Source organism: Turicibacter sp. H121, from assembly GCF_001543345.1.
In the GTDB taxonomy this organism is placed as follows: Bacteria; Bacillota_I; Bacilli_A; order MOL361; family Turicibacteraceae; genus Turicibacter; species Turicibacter bilis.
The window spans coordinates 516,304-533,185 of record NZ_CP013476.1 but is presented as its reverse complement, the minus strand read 5'-3'; the positions used below and the strand labels follow the sequence as shown (position 1 = coordinate 533,185).

The window sequence follows — 16,882 nt, the reverse complement described above, 5'->3', positions numbered from 1 at the left end:
GATTAGACGAAAAAGGAAGTTAGATAGTATGCCAGAATTACCAGAAGTTGAAACCGTTAAAGAGGCATTGAATCAAACGGTAAAAGGTCAAACCATTAAAGAGATTGAACTTCGTTATGAGCCGATGATAAAAAATATGAGTGCAGATGAATTTAAGGAAAAATTAATCAATCAAACCATTCAAGAAGTGAGTCGCCGAGGGAAGTATTTAGTTTTTCATTTTGATGATTATCAATTGTTATCTCATCTACGAATGGAAGGAAAGTATTTTTATGTGGATTCTGATTTTGAATTAAATCCTCATGTTCACGTGATTTTTACGTTAGAAAATGGAAAACGATTATTATATCAAGATACACGTAAGTTCGGAACGTATCATTTATATGATAAAGCAATTGATTTAGAAACGACGGCACCCTTTCAAGTGTTAGGTTTAGAACCTTTTGCAACAGAGTTTACACCATCATATGTGAAAGAAAAAATTCAGAACAAAAAGAAACCGATTAAATCATTGTTACTTGATCAAACCGTCGTATGTGGACTTGGAAATATTTATGTCGATGAAGTTCTTTATCGTGCCCGATTGCATCCATTAACTTCAAGCTCAGAATTAACAGACAAAGACATTGAAAATGTGGTAAAATATACGGTAGAAGTATTAGCGCGTGCGATTGAATTAGGTGGAACGACGATTCGTACGTTTCGTTCCTCGCATGGAGTTTCTGGAACTTTTCAAAATGAGCTGCTAGTTCATCAACGAAAAGGAGAGAATTGTTACGAGTGTCACACACCGATTGAGAAGATTAAAGTCGGTGGACGTGGGACCTATTTCTGTCCAACGTGTCAGAAGTTAACGGTGAAGGAGATGAAGTAAATGTTAGTCGTTGGATTAACAGGTGGGATTTCATCTGGAAAAAGCACAGTTACTTCATGGTTTTTAGAAAAGGGAATTGTTGTTTTAGATGCAGACCGTATTGTGAGACAACTTCAAAGGCCAGGAAGTCAGTTACTGTATGATTTAGCACATGAGTTTGGCTCATCTGTAATTAAGGAAAATGGGGAATTAGCTCGAGATGTACTAGGTTCGATTATTTTTCATGATGAGTCGGCAAAGTATAAGTTAAATGAGATGATTCATCCGCTAGTGAAACAAAAACTAGTGGAGGGAATTGAAGTTGCGAAACGAAATGGGGAACAACTTGTAGTACTTGATGTCCCGCTACTGTTTGAAAGTGATTTTGAATCATTAGTTGATTGTACATTAGTTGTTTATGTTCCACGTGACATTCAAGTAAAACGTTTGATGAAGCGTGATGGAATTGATGAGGATTACGCGTTAGCGAAAATTAATTCACAAATGTCACTCGAACAAAAGCGAGATCGTGCTGATTATGTTTTAACTAATGAGCGCTCCATGAGTGAGTTACGAACTCAATTTGAGGAGATGTTTGAGATGCTTTGGGAAAAAGCATGTCAGACTTCTTTAGATTAGTCTTGACATATAGAGTTGCTATGAAATGATGGGAGGAATTAAAAATGGGATTTATGGACATGTTTAAAACGCACTTCGAGTCGGGGGAAAGGGCGACAGATGAGGTGTTGATGACACACTATTATAAAAATAATTATCAACAAACAAAGGCAGGATTGTTAGAGGTCGCTAAAGAGTTAGATTTCAATGTTGCCTTTGAAGACGATATTCGTCAAGAATTAATGTTGAAACGTAAAGATTGTGAGGTTATCGTCACGATTGTAAAAATTAATCCAATCGAAACGACGGTGGATTTTACAGTAAATACAGCAGGTCTAATCAGCTTTGGAAAAGGAAAGAAAGTCATTCAGTCTTTATATCAAGCATTAGATAAGCGATTAATGTTTAAAGGTCTTGCTTTAAACCGATAATATAAGAAATCAATCCCTATTTTAAATAGGGATTTCACATTTTAACAGAAGGAGTGTTTGTGGTGGATACAACGATGATTAAACCGAATACAGAATTCGAACTTTGTGTCACACAAATGATGACTTCGGAAGAATTGCAAATTTTAACGTTACTTTATCAACCTATTATCGGCTCTGTGGCCGTTAGCTTATATATGACTTTAAATACATTAGCTAGTAAAAGTAGTCCCTCTTTATTTTCACATCACTTATTATTACAAGTTTTAAATGTTGGAGTAGAAGATTTATTGGCTTTACGATATAAGTTAGAAGCAGTTGGATTGATTCAAGTGTATGTCACCGAAGAAGATCATCATTTGACATATTATTTAAAGAAGCCGATGCAGGCAAAATCCTTTTTTAATGATGGGATTATTAACGTCTTTTTAAATTTAAAAGTTGGAAATCATGATTATCAGCAATTAAAACAATTATTTGTTCAAGAACTCCCACACATTCAAGGACAAAATATTTCAAAACCTTTCAATGAAGTTTTTGATACAACGGTTCTTATGCGTTCTTCTGCTACTTTACAGGCAAGTCCTTTACCGACAGTGGCGGATAATCAAAAGGGTGTTAAATTAGAATTAGCATTTGATCAAGAATTGTTATTTGCCTTACTGAAGCAGTTTGGAATGGATGATCAGATATTATCTGATAAGCTATTAGATCAAATTAATAAAATTGCCTTTTTATATAAGCTAGATGAACATGAACTAGCGCGTCTCATTTTTGATGCCCTTGATACGGATGGCTTTGTGAATTTAGAAGTGTTCCGCAAGCAAGCGAAACAATACTTCCAATTCTTGAATAAAGGTAAGCCGATTGAGGTTGTGGAGATGACAAAAACTAAACAGGAGGCGCCACTTATGGATGAGACACAAGCTGCTTTATCAAAAGAAAAGCAATTACTTGTCCATTTATCGCAAAATCCAATTGATTTCCTACGTTTTAAATATCACCAAAAAGAGCCCGTTCCAGCTGATCGGCAGTTAGTAGAGTGGTTAATGGTCGATCAACAGATGGCACCAGGAGTTGTTAATGTTTTAATTGATTATGTATTAAATATTTCAGATGGGCGTTTGCCAAAACAATTGGTTGAAAAAATTGCGGGTGAATGGCAACGTAAAGAAATTAATACAACTGAAAAGGCTATGGTACAAGTTAAGACAATGTTAAAAGCAAAACAAAAACGTGAAATTGAAAAAACAATGCCAGCAGCAGCGAAGGTGTATCCAAAGACAGCTCGAGTCGTACGACAAGAACAAGTGCCAGATTGGTTAAAGGCAAATGCACAACGTGTCGAAGAGAAGAAGTCATTAACGGATGACGATTTACAAAAGATCGAACGTATGAAACAATTACAAAGTCAACTTTTAAATCAGAAAGGGTGAGAGTGGTGCAACGAATTGGAGATTTAATGGCTAGACCAGCAGGGGCGAAGGAAGCTTATACGGAAATTTTAAATGAACCTGAGATTGCAAAAGCATTACATCAATATCAAGATGACATTGATCCATCTTTAATCTCGAATTATATTTCTGATTTAGATGAGTTTTTAAGAAATAAAGAAAAGTGTAACGGATGTGTAGGATTAAATAGTTGTAGGCAACCTATTAAAGGCCATTATCCAACACTGAAACCTTCTTATAAGCAATTAAAGGTGGCGTATACGCCATGTCAGTATGCGTTAAATCAAAAACATTTAGAAAATATTAAGAGTTTCCATATGCCGGCTGATATTTTAAATGCAAATTTCGAACAATTTATTATGGATCCGGAGCGTGCCGAGTTTTATGAAAAGGCATCGTTGTTCATCCATGAATATATGACGACAAAAAAAGGGCGTGGGCTTTATCTATATGGTCCATTTGGAACTGGAAAGACATATATGTTAAGTGCAATTGCTAACATTTTATCTCAACGAGGAATTGTTTGTGGACTTGTTTATTTTCCAGAATTAATTGCTGAAATTAAATCAGGATTTAATAGTGAAAACAGTAGTGCGTATGATAAGATTGAGCAATTAAAACAAATTGAAGTGCTTATGCTTGATGACATCGGAAGTGAGTCCATGACGAGCTGGATGCGTGATGAAGTGTTGGGGCGAATTTTAAACTATCGTATGCACCAAGGATTGCCAACCTTCTTTACTTCAAATCTCGATTATAATCAGCTTCAACATCATTATTCCTATACGCAAAAAGGTGAAGTGGAAGAAATTAAAGGAGCTCGTGTATTAGAACGCATTAAAGCTTTAACAACCCCTGTGGCCATTACAGGAACAAATTATCGCCAAAAACGATAAAAATTGAAGTATTTTTTCTTGATTTCAAAAAAATCATGCATTATAATATGACTCAGACATATAATATATAGGTAATTCGTCACATATTAAAAGTTTTGATAAGGATAAGGTTTAATAAAAACGACTTTTTAGAGAGGAAATCCTCGGCTGTAAGATTTCTAAGAACGCTTATTAAATTACTCCCTTTGAACTGGACTTGAAAAAGATTCCCGCTGGCTGCGTTAAAGCTGAATTAAGTTGCTGATAAAGTCTTTTACTTTATCGGAAATAGGATGGTACCGCGATTTCAATCGTTCCTACTTGTTAAGATTAGGAGCGATTTTTTTATATTCATAAAAATTCGCTCCGATCATCATGAATCACAAAAAGGAGGAAAACACTATGATTAACATTACTTTCCCAGATGGAAATGTGAAACAGTTTGAAAATGGAATTACTGCTGAAGCGATTGCTCAATCAATTTCACCAGGATTACGTAAACGTTGTGTGGCAGCTAAATTAAACGGACATTTATATGATTTAACTCGTCCAATCGAGGCAGATGCAAAAATCGAGTTAATTACAAATGATCGCCCTGAAGCTTGGGAAATCATTAATCACTCTGCGGCTCATTTAATGGCAGCAGCGATTAAACGTCTATATCCAGATGCAAAATTCGGAGTAGGACCAGCTATCGAAGATGGATTCTATTACGATATCGATACAGAAGCAAAAATCACTGAATCAGATTTAGCAGCGATTGAAAAAATGATGCAAAAAATTTCTTCAGAAGCTTTACCAATTATCCGTCGTGAATTAAGCCGTGAAGAGGCAAAAGAATTCTTTGCCAATGATGAATATAAATTAGAATTAATTGATGCTATTAAAGAAGGAGAAGTTATTACCACTTACTCTGAAGGAGATTTCACTGACTTATGTAGTGGAGTTCACGTGGGTAATACAAAAGATGTTAAATTCTTTAAATTATTAAATGTAGCGGGAGCTTACTGGCGTGGAGATAGTGATAACAAAATGTTAACTCGTATTTACGGGGCAGCTGCTTTAACAAAAGATCAATTAGCTGAACACTTACGTATTTTAGAAGAACGTAAAGAGCGTGATCATAAAAAAATCGGACGTGAATTAGAATTATTCACATTCAGTCCATTAGTTGGACAAGGACTACCAATCTGGTTACCAAACGGGATGAAAGTTCGTCAACAAATTGAGCGTTATATTATCGATCTAGAAGAAGAGTATGGATATCAACACGTTGCAACTCCAGTTATGGGATCAGTTGATTTATACCGTACATCAGGACACTGGGCACATTACAAAGAAGATATGTTCGTGCCAATGGAAATGGACAATGAAGAATTAGTTTTACGACCAATGTCTTGTCCTCATCACATGATGGTTTATAAAACAAAATTACGTTCATATCGTGATTTACCAATTCGATATGCAGAGCAAGTTATCCAACATCGCTTTGAAGCATCAGGTGCTTTAACAGGTCTTGAGCGTGTTCGTGCGATGACGTTAACTGATTCACATATCTTTGTTCGTCCAGATCAAATTAAAGAAGAATTCTCACGTTGTTTAGAGTTAATTCATCGCGTGATCAAAGATTTCGGTGTAGAAATCAACTACTATCGTTTATCTTTACGTGATCCAAATAACAAAGAGAAATACTTCGATGATGATAAAATGTGGGAAAATGCAGAATCAATGTTACGTGAAACATTAATTGAAAATAATATCCCATTCATTGAAGCAGAAGGGGAAGCAGCCTTCTATGGTCCTAAACTTGATATCCAAATCAAAACAGCATTAGGGCACGATATCACAATGTCAACAATTCAATTAGACTTCTTATTACCAGAACGTTTCGATTTAACTTATGTTTCTGAAACTGGAGAAAAAGTACGTCCAGTTGTAATGCACCGTGGATTAATCGGAACTTATGAACGTTTCATGGCTTACTTAATTGAAACATATAAAGGAGCATTCCCATTATGGTTAGCACCAACTCAAGTAACAGTGATTCCGGTTAACAACCAATATCACTTAGAGTATGCAAAAGAAGTAGTGAAAGAATTACGTAAATATAAAATTCGCTTAGAACTTGATGATCGCGAAGAGAAAATGGGTTACAAAATCCGCGAATCACAAACTAAGAAAATCCCAATGTCTATCGTATTAGGAGACAAAGAGGTTGCAAATAATGAAGTAACATTCCGTCGCTTCGGAGAGCAAAAAACTGAAACATTACCACTTAAAGAATTCGTTCACTTCTTAGTTGAAGAAATCGCTGAGCGTAAAAATCATAAACCTGAATAATGAATAGAAAAAGGAGACATCGTCTCCTTTTTTTATATTTTTGAATAAAATCGATAAAAATCACAATAATGAAGGTAATATAATATGTCATTTATATCTAGAATATAGGGAAGAATAGTTATAGATATAAACATCCAAAGTGGTGGCAGTCATGGGGGAATGGAAGTGATAAAAATTTTAGTTGTTGATTTAATTATATTCATCGTTTTTTGTATCGCATCAATCGTTGGTTATCAACGTTCTTATCGAATTAGTCTTGTCAATTTAGTGATTCACCTCTTTTCAATTTTTTTATCAGCTTTAGTAGCGGGGGCACTTGTCAATAAAGTGGTATCTTATCTTCCTAAGAAGCTTAAAGTATCTTTATTTGTACCAGATAGTTTTTATTATTTAATTGAGCCTTATGAAGAAAATATCATTCCTTTTATTGTTTTTTTTATTTTGTTTGTCGTTGCATTTGTGATTATTAAGAGTGTAGTTTATGTTTTTTCAGTTAATTATGAATGGCATCAATATTTTTTTCCATCCGCAAAATTTAATCGGATTGGTGATGGTTTGTTAAGTGTTTTATTAAGTATTTTAAATGCATATACGTACGTTATCGTGATCGTTATTATTTTAGCCTTTCCACTATTTGATTTCGTTAAACCTTATTCACTGAGCAATTTATTACTTAAGGTGAATCCGTATGTGTCTCATTTAGTGGAGGAATTTTATCAACCGTATGAAGACGTGAAAAAGAGTATTGATTTATTTGGCAATGAATTAGATGATCTCTTTGCTAATAATAAAGTTAATCTGAATCAATTAGAGCAGTTTATTAAGAAACACCCGAATCAACGTCAAGAAATTCAAGCGGCATTTAAAGAGTTTCTTCCTTTTATGGCCACGACGTCAGCATATTTAAGTTTCTTTCTTGATAATAAAATAGATGCACATGAGATGGAGGCTTACTTAACTAGCATGAAGACGTATATCGATCATAATGTCATCACATTGGAAATTTTTAATTCTTATTATAAAGAGTTGATTCGCAATGGAACGTATGATAGACTTATTGAGGATGAAGTCATCAGTGATGAAGCTTTGAAGACTTTAATCAATAGCGGCATGCTAAATGATGATAATCTAAAAAAGTTAAAGAATATGTAACACTTCATTGACATATACTAATTGAGGTGTTATAATCAATAAATGTGAATATCATGTGGAAAGAAGAAGTACCCACTTCTCACCTGATTAGCTAGAGCTGATAGGTTAAACGTCACTATCGTTACGACGATATTGTTAATGTGATTGTGATTTAAACGTGGGCGCTTACTAAGTGCTTACGTTTTTCTTTTTTTCCATGAATGTTCTATAAAATTGGAGGTGCTCATCATTAGCAAGAAGAATGTAAAAAACGAGAGCTTAATCAATGAAGATATCCGCGCTAAGGAAATGTTAGTGATTGGTCCTAACCGCGAACAACTTGGTTTAATGCAACGTAAAGATGCATTACGTGCTGCTTCTGAGAAAAACTTAGATTTAGTATGTGTTGCACCACAAGCAAATCCTATTGTTTGTCGTATTATGGACTACGGTAAATACCGTTATGAACAACAACGTCACGCTCGTGAGGCTAGAAAAAACCAAACAACTGTGACTTTAAAAGAAGTTCGCTTAAGTCCTAACATCGAACAGCATGACTTTAATACAAAATTAAAAAATGCTCAAAAATTCCTTACAAAAGGTGATAAAGTTAAAGTTAGCGTACGTTTCAAAGGTCGCGAAATCGCACACACTGAATTCGGACGTAATGTTTTAACTCGCTTTGCTGAAGGGTGTGCTGAAATTGCGGATCTTGAATCAAATCCAAAACTTGACGGACGCTCAATGTTTCTCGTTTTAGCACCAAAGAAAAAGTAGAAAAGATAAAGGAGGAACTCTACCATGCCAAAAATGAAATCTCATCGTGGAGCTGCTAAACGCTTTAAACGTACAGGATCAGGGAAATTAAAACGTTCTCACGCTTATACAAGCCACTTAGCTCATAACAAAACAACTAAACAAAAGAAACACTTAGCTAAAGCTGCTATCGTATCAAACAGCGACTACAAACGTATCAAAGATATGTTATATAGCTTATAATAATCACTAAACATTTTTCGTAACAACAAAGGAGGAACTCATTATGCCACGTGTAAAAGGTGGAGTTGTATCACGCAAACGTCGTAAACGCGTTTTAAAATTAGCAAAAGGTTACTTTGGATCTAAACATACATTATACAAAACAGCAAACGAGCAAGTAATGAAATCATTACAATATGCTTACCGTGACCGTCGTCAGAAAAAACGTGACTTCCGTAAATTATGGATCACTCGTATCAACGCTGCTGCTCGTATGAACGGATTATCATACAGCAAATTAATGCACGGATTAAAATTAGCTGGAATCGAAGTTAACCGTAAAATGTTAGCAGATTTAGCTGTATCTGATGCTGCTGCATTCGCTACTTTAGCAAACACTGCTAAAGAAGCAATGAACAAATAATTAATTTGATCATTATTTTTAAAATCTTATTAGACACTACTACTTGGTAGTGTCTTTTTTTATAATCAAGTCTTTGATTAGGTAAAAAGTTTGTTGATGTCGAATAAAAAGATATTTCAAATCTATTTCCAATTATTAGATAAAGTGATATGATACTATTTATAGAAAATTATAACTAGGAGGAGAGAACGTAATGAATCAACTAGATCAAACATTAACGTTTTTAAAGGAAATTACAGATGCGAATGCTGTTCCAGGGCAAGAACGTCAAGCGCGTGAAGTGATGAAAAAATATATCGGGGATAGTGCCGATGAAATTTATCAAGATAACATTGGATCATTAATTGCGAAAAAAGTAGGGGAAGAAGATGGTCCTAAAATTTTAATTGCAGGACATATGGATGAAGTTGGATTCATGGTTCGCCAAATTGATGATAATGGATATATTAAATTTGTGACATTAGGTGGATGGTGGGGGCAAGTTATGCTTGCTCAACAAGTGACTATCACAACTAACTCAGGCAAAACTTATCATGGAGTAATCGGATCAATTCCTCCTCATATTTTATCTGCAGAAGCTCGTCAAAAACCGATGGATATTAAAGATATGTACATTGATTTAGGTGTAGATAGTAAAGAAGAAGTTGAAGCGTTAGGGATTCGTCCAGGAGATATGATTACGCCATATATCGAATTCCGCACGATGGCCAATGAAAAATATTTATTAGCAAAAGCATGGGATAACCGTATTGGATGTGCTGTAGCAGTTGAAGTATTAAATAACTTAAAAGGAGAACATCATCCAAACATTGTTTATGGTGTAGGAACGGTTCAAGAAGAAGTCGGATGTCGTGGAGCTGCAACGACTAGTCAAATGATTAATCCATCAATCGTCTTTGCATTAGACGTTGGATTAGCTGGTGATGTGCCTGGTGTAACAAATCAAATTCAAGCTAAAATGGGGAAAGGTCCAATCATCACGTTAATTGATGGTGGATTAATTGGTCATAAAGGATTACGTGACTTTGTCGTTGAAGTCGCAGAAGAATTAAATATTCCTTACCAATTTGATGTGACACCTGGTGGAGCAACGGATGCTGCTAAAATGCATTTAGCACATGATGGAGCACCAGCGATGTCAGTGGGTATTGCTTCTCGTTATATTCACTCTCATACATCAATGATTCATCGTGATGACTATGAAAATACAGTTAAATTAATGACTGAAGTGGTTAAACGTTTAAATAAAGAAACTGTTCATAAAATTACGTTTGAATAGTCGTTCATATAATTAAAGGCACTCCAAAAAGAGTGCCTTTTTTGAGATGTTTTAACAATAAAAAAGGGTTCTATAATATTTGGTGTGGGTGATTCCCACACTTCTTTTATTTGGAATAAAAAATAAGTATAAAAAAAGAGACATCACGTCCCAAATTCTATACCATGTAATTGACCAAAAAAAACACGAAAGGATTGGGTTTATGTCTCACAATAATTGTATCTTAACTTTACTCGATTTAAAAGATAAAAATATTACTTTTTCAGAAAATTGGATGAAAGATGTTCAGATTAACGGGATCCGCTCTAAGGTGATTTCTGGTATCCTCTCTTTTCAACCGACCCATTGTTACAACTGTGGTCATCTCTTTGACTCACAAATCATTAAACACGGCTTCAAAACCTCTCGTATTAAGATGATGAAACTCTCTGGCTTTGATACCTATCTCGATTTAAAAAAGCAACGCTATAAATGCCGTCATTGTGATCGTACCTTTACGCTTAAAACCTCTCTTGTGGAATCTAATTGTTACCTTTCTAATCCCCTTAAACAAGCCATTTTCCTAGAGGCTAGCCATAAAAAATCCGAGTCAGATATTGCCCGTGAACTCAACGTATCCCATTCAACGGTCAATCGGATCATTCATACATCGTACGAGGAACAATCCCTTCATTTTAACTCTCTTCCAAAGGTGCTTTGTTTTGATGAGTTTAAGTCGGTCAAATCAGCGGAAGGGGCTATGTCATTCATTTTTTGTGATGCTTCTAATGGGAAGTTAATTGATATCGTTGAAGACCGTCGTCTAAGCACTTTAAAACCTTATTTCATGCGATTTTCTAAGGAGGCCCGTGAAGGTGTAACTCACGTTGTTATTGATATGTATGCTCCGTATATGACACTCATTAAAGAGGTGTTTCCCAACGCTAAAATTGTTTTAGATAAGTTCCACGTCGTTCAACTTTTATCTCGTGCCCTCAATAAAACTCGTATTCGCTTCATGAACCAAAACAAAGAATTCTACAATAAATTCAAACATTATTGGCGCCTTTTATTAAAAGCCCAAGAGGATATCCATTCTACCCACTACTTCTATTCTAACTGTTTCAAAAAGCAGATTTCTCAACAAGAAATCATCGACTTTTTACTCGCTTTAGATCCGGAATTAAAAGCCACTTATGACTTCTATCAAACCATCAAACAGGCCATCAAACTTCGCAACTTTGATGCTTTTCATCATGCCATTCAAAACCCCTCTGACTTACTTTCACCTGAAATGAAAACAGCTTTAAAAACATTAACTAACTACCAAGATTATATCAAAAATACGATTGAAACATCTTATACCAATGGAGTGCTTGAAGGGATTAATAACAAGATTAAAGTGATTAAACGCATGGCCTTTGGATACCGTAGTTTCTATCATTTCAAAGCTAGAATTTTGATTATCCATAAGTACACCTTTGAACAAAAAAATAAAAGGAATCAAACTGCTCAATGAGCAGCTTAATCCCTCACGATTACAGGTATAATATTTCTTCACCCACACCAGTTGACAAAGAGCCTAAAAAAGACAGCTAAACGAGAAGATTAACTGTCTTTTTTGTTGTTAATTAGAGAAAAGAATCATTATAATGGATTCTTTTTGAGAAAGATGAGGTCCATTCAACCTCAAAAGGGTAATTATAAAACATTGGAATGGAAAGAGAATAAATAAGTTGGTACAACTGGATAGAGTATGTTATACCAACAAGGGTAGTGTTATGTTATCCAATTATTGGATAACAGTATTATACCATAAACTTTTTTAAAAATATAGATTATCAGATTAAAAATATTGAATATTGGTAAAAATTCGAATTTTAACGAAGTACTTGGCATATATTTGATGAAATTACGGGATAAGGGATGATGGGAAATATAGAAAGGTGTTTAAAATAACAGCTGACGGTTACTACAAAGAGAAATTTAAAGTTTCATGAGCAAAAAAAGCCCGTAGATGCGTGGCTAAGCTAATGAATAAGTCTCATATTTTTATGATTATAGAATATAATGAACTGAAATATCAAATTAGGAGGGTCTAGCATGAGTTATTCATTTAATTGGGATTGTACATTACCGATCAGTAACATAGAAGATATCGTATCAATTAATATTGTTCCGCAGACAAAAGCGTATGATGAAGGAGATTATTTATCATTACGTGGACAAGTTTTAATTGATGGAGAGTATGTCACAAATCACGGAACACAAGAAACATTTACAGAGTATATTCCACTTGATATTACGTTACCAAATAATGGACGTGGTAGTGAAATTAAAACGGATATTACAAATTTTGATTATGAGGTACAAGATGGAAACAATTTATTTTTAACATTAAATCTTAGTTTAGATGGTTATGATTGGGAGAGTCCAATTACACTTGTAGAAGAAGATCATGAAATTGAGGGTCAAACACAAGCTCCTGTTATGTTTACAAAAGAAGCTGCTGTTGTACCGTCAGGGCATGAAGTAGTTGCTGAAGCACCCGTAACTCAAGAAAATGTAGTGGTTGAACCAGAAGTATTAGAAGTGGTAGAAGAGGATGAGACTGATGATTTAGATTACATTGATTTTGATGAAGTTGTTTTAGATCATAAGGAAGACGCTGTTGATCCATCATTAGCTACAGAACGTAAAGAAGTATTAACAGATAAAATTAAACAATTTCTTAATAAACAACCGGTACCGGTTGAAGAATCAGTAGTAGAATCAGTTGTTGAAGAACCGGTAGTAGAATCAGTTGTTGAAGAGGTGGTAGAACCGGTTGTTGAAAAACAAGTGAATGAAACGAAAAAGTCAGAACCATTCCTTGAAAAAGTCGTTGAAAAGGCAAAAGAAATTGTACCGGAAGTCATTGTTGAGAAGGTGACTAACGACGTAACACCAACAGAGATTGTTGAAGAGGCGGAACCAATTGTGGAAGAAGTTGTAGAGAAGGTAGTGGAGAAGGTGAAACCAAAACCTGTTGCGCCAATCCCGACAGTGACTAAAGTACAAAAGGTAGAAGAGCAGCCAGTGACACCAGTGGTAGAAGAAGAGGATGAAGAAATTCTTCCATTCCCGTTAAAAACAGAACCAGTTGTTGAGGAAGTACCTGTTGAAACTAAAAAATCTGATATTTTTGAAATGTTATATTCATTAGAAGAAACAGAACCAGTGGTAGAAGAAGTAATGCAAGCTCCAGTTGTAGAAGAAGTGCCGATGGTAGAGGAAACACTTGTCTCTCAACCAGAAGTAATCGTAGAAGATGAAGTGGTTGAAGAACCTGAGGTAATCGCACCAATTTCAACTTATTCAGGGGAAGATTCAATTGCAAATCAATTTTTAGATGGGGAGAGTATTTTAAAAATTATTTTCGTTCAAGAAGAGGAAACAACAATTACAAATATTTGCACGAAATACAATGTTCCTGAAAAAGCTATTTATAATCTGGAACAATTAAATTCACCGTTACATTGTGGTGATCGTGTGATGATTAACTATGGCAAATTACGATGAGATAAAAGTTTTTGTTGAAACCCATTATGATTTAGCCGTTGAGTCTGTGACTCCCATTACTCATAAATCAATGAAGGTTAGGGCCTCAAATCATGATTATCTATTGAAAGTCGCGAGTGGGGATGATGACTTTATCATGAAGCAACTTTTTGCTTATAAAGCATTATCCCGTAATGTTTTACCCATTTATCGAACAAAAGATAACCAACACTATGTTCCATGGCGAGATCATTTCTTTTATTTGACGGATTATGTTCAAACTATTCCGTTGCCGCTTGAACAACAAATCCATTATTATATTGAATTATTAGGTAAATTACACTCAGAGACTAGCTTAGAAGTCGATGTTAGTGATGATGAATTACAGCGTATCTATAATAAAGACTATAAAAGATTACAAGATAGTTATGATTGTCTTCAAAAAAATATGGAAGTTTATGAATTACAGAGAGATCGTTCACCATTTGAGTGGTACTTTATGATGGTATATCCGATGCTTTATACAATGCTTCATCATGCGCATGATGAATTAAAGAAATTTTATGATTTAATTAAACGAGAGAAAAAATTACCTATCAGCTTAATACATGGTGATGTGAATGTGGCAAATTTACTAGTCACAGAGAAATCAACTTATTTAATTAATTTTGAGAAAAGTATGTTTTCCATTTCTTCGTTAGACATGTATTATTTTTTAGAAAACTATCATCAAGTTCCAGGACTACATTCGATTATTTTAGATTATGTGAAAAATGAAAAGGCCGCAGCTTTGCGGCACTATTTCTTTTTTCGCTCTCTTTGCATTGATTTAGACGAACTTAATCAAACATTACAAGATCATTCACTTATTAATATTGCGTTATTAAATGAATGTATTGCGCCTCATTTAATGGCGTTGCAGGTTTATAATCAATTTAACAAACCCACCACAACAAACCAAGCAAGCCCCCAAGGATCATCAACATAACAAAATCAAATTGAGAAAATGAGAAAATAATTAGATAGAGTTGATAAAAAAATAATAATGCGATGATTGAACGTAATGATAGTAAATAGGATCTAAATCTGCCTCCTCCTCGCTGATAACGTCCCATATACTCACCCCCTATAATATAGTTTATGCGTGATGAATATGTGGTAACAGTTGGTTGGTGAAAAAGTCAAAATTATTTAGGAGAAACTTAAAATGTGAAGATTTAAGGGAATTCATCTGAATTTCTCTAGTAACTCTTGAATAAATTTATGCATTGTTGTAGAATACTAACATATATATTGTGATAGTTGAAAAACGATGACCAGGAGGAGTAGAAGTTCCCTCACATTTAAGAGAGAAGTTCAGTTGGTGAAAGAACTTTATGTGATAGCTTTGAAGGTAGCCTGTGAGTTGAGTTTCTGAAATAAATAGTAAGAAATTCCGTTAGCTGCGTTAAAGCATGAAGTGGTAAGTCAATAAACTTACAATCAAGGTGGTACCGCGGAATCTTAAGCATTTCGTCCTTATTAGGACGGAATGCTTTTTTAGTTATACTAATCAAGCATAGCTTGAAGTGTAACTATACATCGCAATAGCCGATGTTATCCTTAAATGCTTTTAGTTGTAGACGTCAGCCTTAAGATGTTTTGTCATCGAAGATGCTAGATTGTGATGAAACGATGTATTAAATATGAGATGCTAAAGTTCTTAAAAACAGTCTTGTGTCTTTAACATGGAAGTGAAATCAAATTAGAAACGATGCAAAATTAGAAAGGATTTATCTTAAATAAGATTAGGCAAGAGCGATAAAATCGATGTAGACTAATTCAAAGATTTTATATTTTCATCCCCTACCAATCGAGGAAATGTACGATCTTCGCTACGTACGGTAGGGAACCCATTATCCAGGTGGTCGTTATGAAATCTTACTAGCTTTACTAGCTGAGTTGAATCATGTGCACGGCTCATTTTGAATAAAACAAGCAGAGGCAATCAAGCAGCTGTATATTTGAAGATTTTATATTTTCATACCCTACCAATCGACGAAAGCTACGAACGTTGTTACGTAGCGTAGGGAACCCATACCCTACCAATGGAGGAAATGCACGATCTTCGCTACGTGCGGTAGGGAACCCATTATCCAGGTGGTTATCGTGAAGTCTTACTAATATGACAAGCTTAGTTGGATGATGCTAAAGATTATTCTTGAATGAGAAACAAGCGGAAACAATGAGGCAAATGTATATTAAAGATTTTATCTCTCCATTATCCAGGTGGTCGTCATAAAATCTTGCTAGTTTTACTGATTTAGTCAAATGATAGGAAGTGCTCGTTACAAAAAGAAACAATAAAACAAGTATGATTAATCGTAAGAATGTATATGATCCATACCCTAGTAGTTGAAGATACATTTTCTTCAAAAATGCCAGGGAACCCATCCCCTAGTAGTTGAAGATACATTTTCTTCAAAAATGCTAGGGAACCCATACCCTAGTAGTTGAGGAAATATTTTCTACGAAAATGCTAGGGAACCCATTATCCAGGTGGTTCAATGATGGATTTTTATTAGTTTTACTTGTTTACGTAAAATCTACTAATTGCCTTTTTTAATTAGGATAAAAACTTAATGATAGAAGCAACGGGACTATTTCTTAAAAGTTTTATTGATCCGGACCCTAGTAGTTGAGGAAATATTTTCTTAGAAAATGCCAGGGAACCCATACCCTACCAGTTGAGGAAATGCACGAGCTTTGCCACGTGCGGTAGGGAACCCATACCCTAGTAGTTGAGGATATATTTTCTCAGAAAATGCCAGGGAACCTATACCCTACCAGTTGAGGAAATGCACGAGCTTTGCCACGTGCGGTAGGGAACCCATAAGAGGTAGGAATGAATAAAAGTTGAATGAAGTTACGGATATAAGTAAGAGACACGACTTGATACCGAGAAGATTAGCTATCTGATTAACATTACACTTAAGAGATGTCG

At 34.8% G+C, this 16,882-nt stretch carries 14 protein-coding genes and 3 other annotated features; all 14 genes read left to right on the top strand.

What is annotated here, in order from left to right:
- Positions 1 to 28 precede the first annotated feature (28 nt).
- The 14 genes from mutM to AT726_RS02600 all read left to right on the top strand — a co-directional run bounded on the left by mutM (position 29) and on the right by AT726_RS02600 (position 14,887).
- Entirely contained in the window at positions 29 to 874 is an 846-nt protein-coding gene (mutM, locus tag AT726_RS02665) for a DNA-formamidopyrimidine glycosylase (protein ID WP_068758947.1), read from the top strand.
- A complete protein-coding gene (coaE, locus tag AT726_RS02660) occupies positions 875 to 1,492 on the top strand; it encodes a dephospho-CoA kinase (RefSeq protein ID WP_068758946.1) in 618 nt (205 codons plus the stop codon).
- 44 nt (positions 1,493 to 1,536) lie between these two features.
- On the top strand, positions 1,537 to 1,902 hold the full coding sequence (locus AT726_RS02655) for a hypothetical protein (protein WP_055243304.1): 366 nt from the start codon (positions 1,537 to 1,539) through the stop codon (positions 1,900 to 1,902).
- A gap of 74 nt (positions 1,903 to 1,976) precedes the next feature.
- Entirely contained in the window at positions 1,977 to 3,335 is a 1,359-nt protein-coding gene (locus AT726_RS02650) for a replication initiation and membrane attachment family protein (RefSeq protein WP_068759753.1), read from the top strand.
- Between the two features lie 5 nt (positions 3,336 to 3,340).
- Entirely contained in the window at positions 3,341 to 4,249 is a 909-nt protein-coding gene (dnaI, locus tag AT726_RS02645) for a primosomal protein DnaI (RefSeq protein WP_055243303.1), read from the top strand.
- 86 nt (positions 4,250 to 4,335) lie between these two features.
- Positions 4,336 to 4,550 (top strand) — a binding site (T-box leader).
- A gap of 80 nt (positions 4,551 to 4,630) precedes the next feature.
- The gene (gene thrS / locus AT726_RS02640; protein ID WP_055243302.1) at positions 4,631 to 6,568 is read left to right on the top strand and encodes a threonine--tRNA ligase; all 1,938 of its coding nucleotides are present in this window, start codon (positions 4,631 to 4,633) and stop codon (positions 6,566 to 6,568) included.
- A gap of 165 nt (positions 6,569 to 6,733) precedes the next feature.
- Positions 6,734 to 7,720, top strand: a complete 987-nt coding sequence (locus tag AT726_RS02635; protein ID WP_055305589.1) for a CvpA family protein — start codon at positions 6,734 to 6,736, stop codon at positions 7,718 to 7,720.
- Between the two features lie 54 nt (positions 7,721 to 7,774).
- Positions 7,775 to 7,914, top strand: a sequence feature (ribosomal protein L20 leader region).
- A gap of 94 nt (positions 7,915 to 8,008) precedes the next feature.
- Positions 8,009 to 8,476 carry a translation initiation factor IF-3 gene (gene infC / locus AT726_RS02630; RefSeq protein WP_055243300.1) on the top strand — a complete coding sequence of 156 codons (468 nt, stop codon included), beginning with the start codon at positions 8,009 to 8,011 and terminating at the stop codon, positions 8,474 to 8,476.
- A gap of 24 nt (positions 8,477 to 8,500) precedes the next feature.
- Entirely contained in the window at positions 8,501 to 8,698 is a 198-nt protein-coding gene (rpmI, locus tag AT726_RS02625) for a 50S ribosomal protein L35 (protein ID WP_055243299.1), read from the top strand.
- Positions 8,699 to 8,741: 43 nt separating this feature from the next.
- Positions 8,742 to 9,101 (top strand): 50S ribosomal protein L20, encoded by a 360-nt coding sequence (rplT, locus tag AT726_RS02620; protein ID WP_055243298.1) that lies wholly within the window; start codon positions 8,742 to 8,744, stop codon positions 9,099 to 9,101.
- 193 nt (positions 9,102 to 9,294) lie between these two features.
- A complete protein-coding gene (locus AT726_RS02615) occupies positions 9,295 to 10,380 on the top strand; it encodes a M42 family metallopeptidase (RefSeq protein ID WP_055276430.1) in 1,086 nt (361 codons plus the stop codon).
- Between the two features lie 202 nt (positions 10,381 to 10,582).
- Positions 10,583 to 11,878, top strand: a complete 1,296-nt coding sequence (locus AT726_RS02610) for an ISL3 family transposase (protein ID WP_068758944.1) — start codon at positions 10,583 to 10,585, stop codon at positions 11,876 to 11,878.
- Between the two features lie 584 nt (positions 11,879 to 12,462).
- Positions 12,463 to 13,920: a hypothetical protein gene (locus tag AT726_RS02605; protein WP_068758943.1), complete on the top strand. Its 1,458-nt coding sequence runs from the start codon at positions 12,463 to 12,465 to the stop codon at positions 13,918 to 13,920.
- Entirely contained in the window at positions 13,904 to 14,887 is a 984-nt protein-coding gene (locus AT726_RS02600) for a phosphotransferase (protein WP_055243295.1), read from the top strand. Before AT726_RS02605 ends, AT726_RS02600 begins: the two co-directional genes overlap by 17 nt.
- Before the next feature lie 315 nt (positions 14,888 to 15,202).
- Positions 15,203 to 15,422: a binding site (T-box leader), on the top strand.
- The last annotated feature ends 1,460 nt before the right edge of the window (positions 15,423 to 16,882 follow it).

Coding starts and splice junctions, on each gene's coding strand:
- thrS (WP_055243302.1), top strand. CDS start 4,631: ATGATTAACATTACTTTCCCAGATGGAAATGTGAAACAGTTTGAAAAT.
- AT726_RS02650 (WP_068759753.1), top strand. CDS start 1,977: ATGATTAAACCGAATACAGAATTCGAACTTTGTGTCACACAAATGATG.
- AT726_RS02610 (WP_068758944.1), top strand. CDS start 10,583: ATGTCTCACAATAATTGTATCTTAACTTTACTCGATTTAAAAGATAAA.
- coaE (WP_068758946.1), top strand. CDS start 875: ATGTTAGTCGTTGGATTAACAGGTGGGATTTCATCTGGAAAAAGCACA.
- AT726_RS02615 (WP_055276430.1), top strand. CDS start 9,295: ATGAATCAACTAGATCAAACATTAACGTTTTTAAAGGAAATTACAGAT.
- AT726_RS02655 (WP_055243304.1), top strand. CDS start 1,537: ATGGGATTTATGGACATGTTTAAAACGCACTTCGAGTCGGGGGAAAGG.
- AT726_RS02600 (WP_055243295.1), top strand. CDS start 13,904: ATGGCAAATTACGATGAGATAAAAGTTTTTGTTGAAACCCATTATGAT.
- rplT (WP_055243298.1), top strand. CDS start 8,742: ATGCCACGTGTAAAAGGTGGAGTTGTATCACGCAAACGTCGTAAACGC.
- infC (WP_055243300.1), top strand. CDS start 8,009: ATGTTAGTGATTGGTCCTAACCGCGAACAACTTGGTTTAATGCAACGT.
- mutM (WP_068758947.1), top strand. CDS start 29: ATGCCAGAATTACCAGAAGTTGAAACCGTTAAAGAGGCATTGAATCAA.
- rpmI (WP_055243299.1), top strand. CDS start 8,501: ATGCCAAAAATGAAATCTCATCGTGGAGCTGCTAAACGCTTTAAACGT.
- AT726_RS02605 (WP_068758943.1), top strand. CDS start 12,463: ATGAGTTATTCATTTAATTGGGATTGTACATTACCGATCAGTAACATA.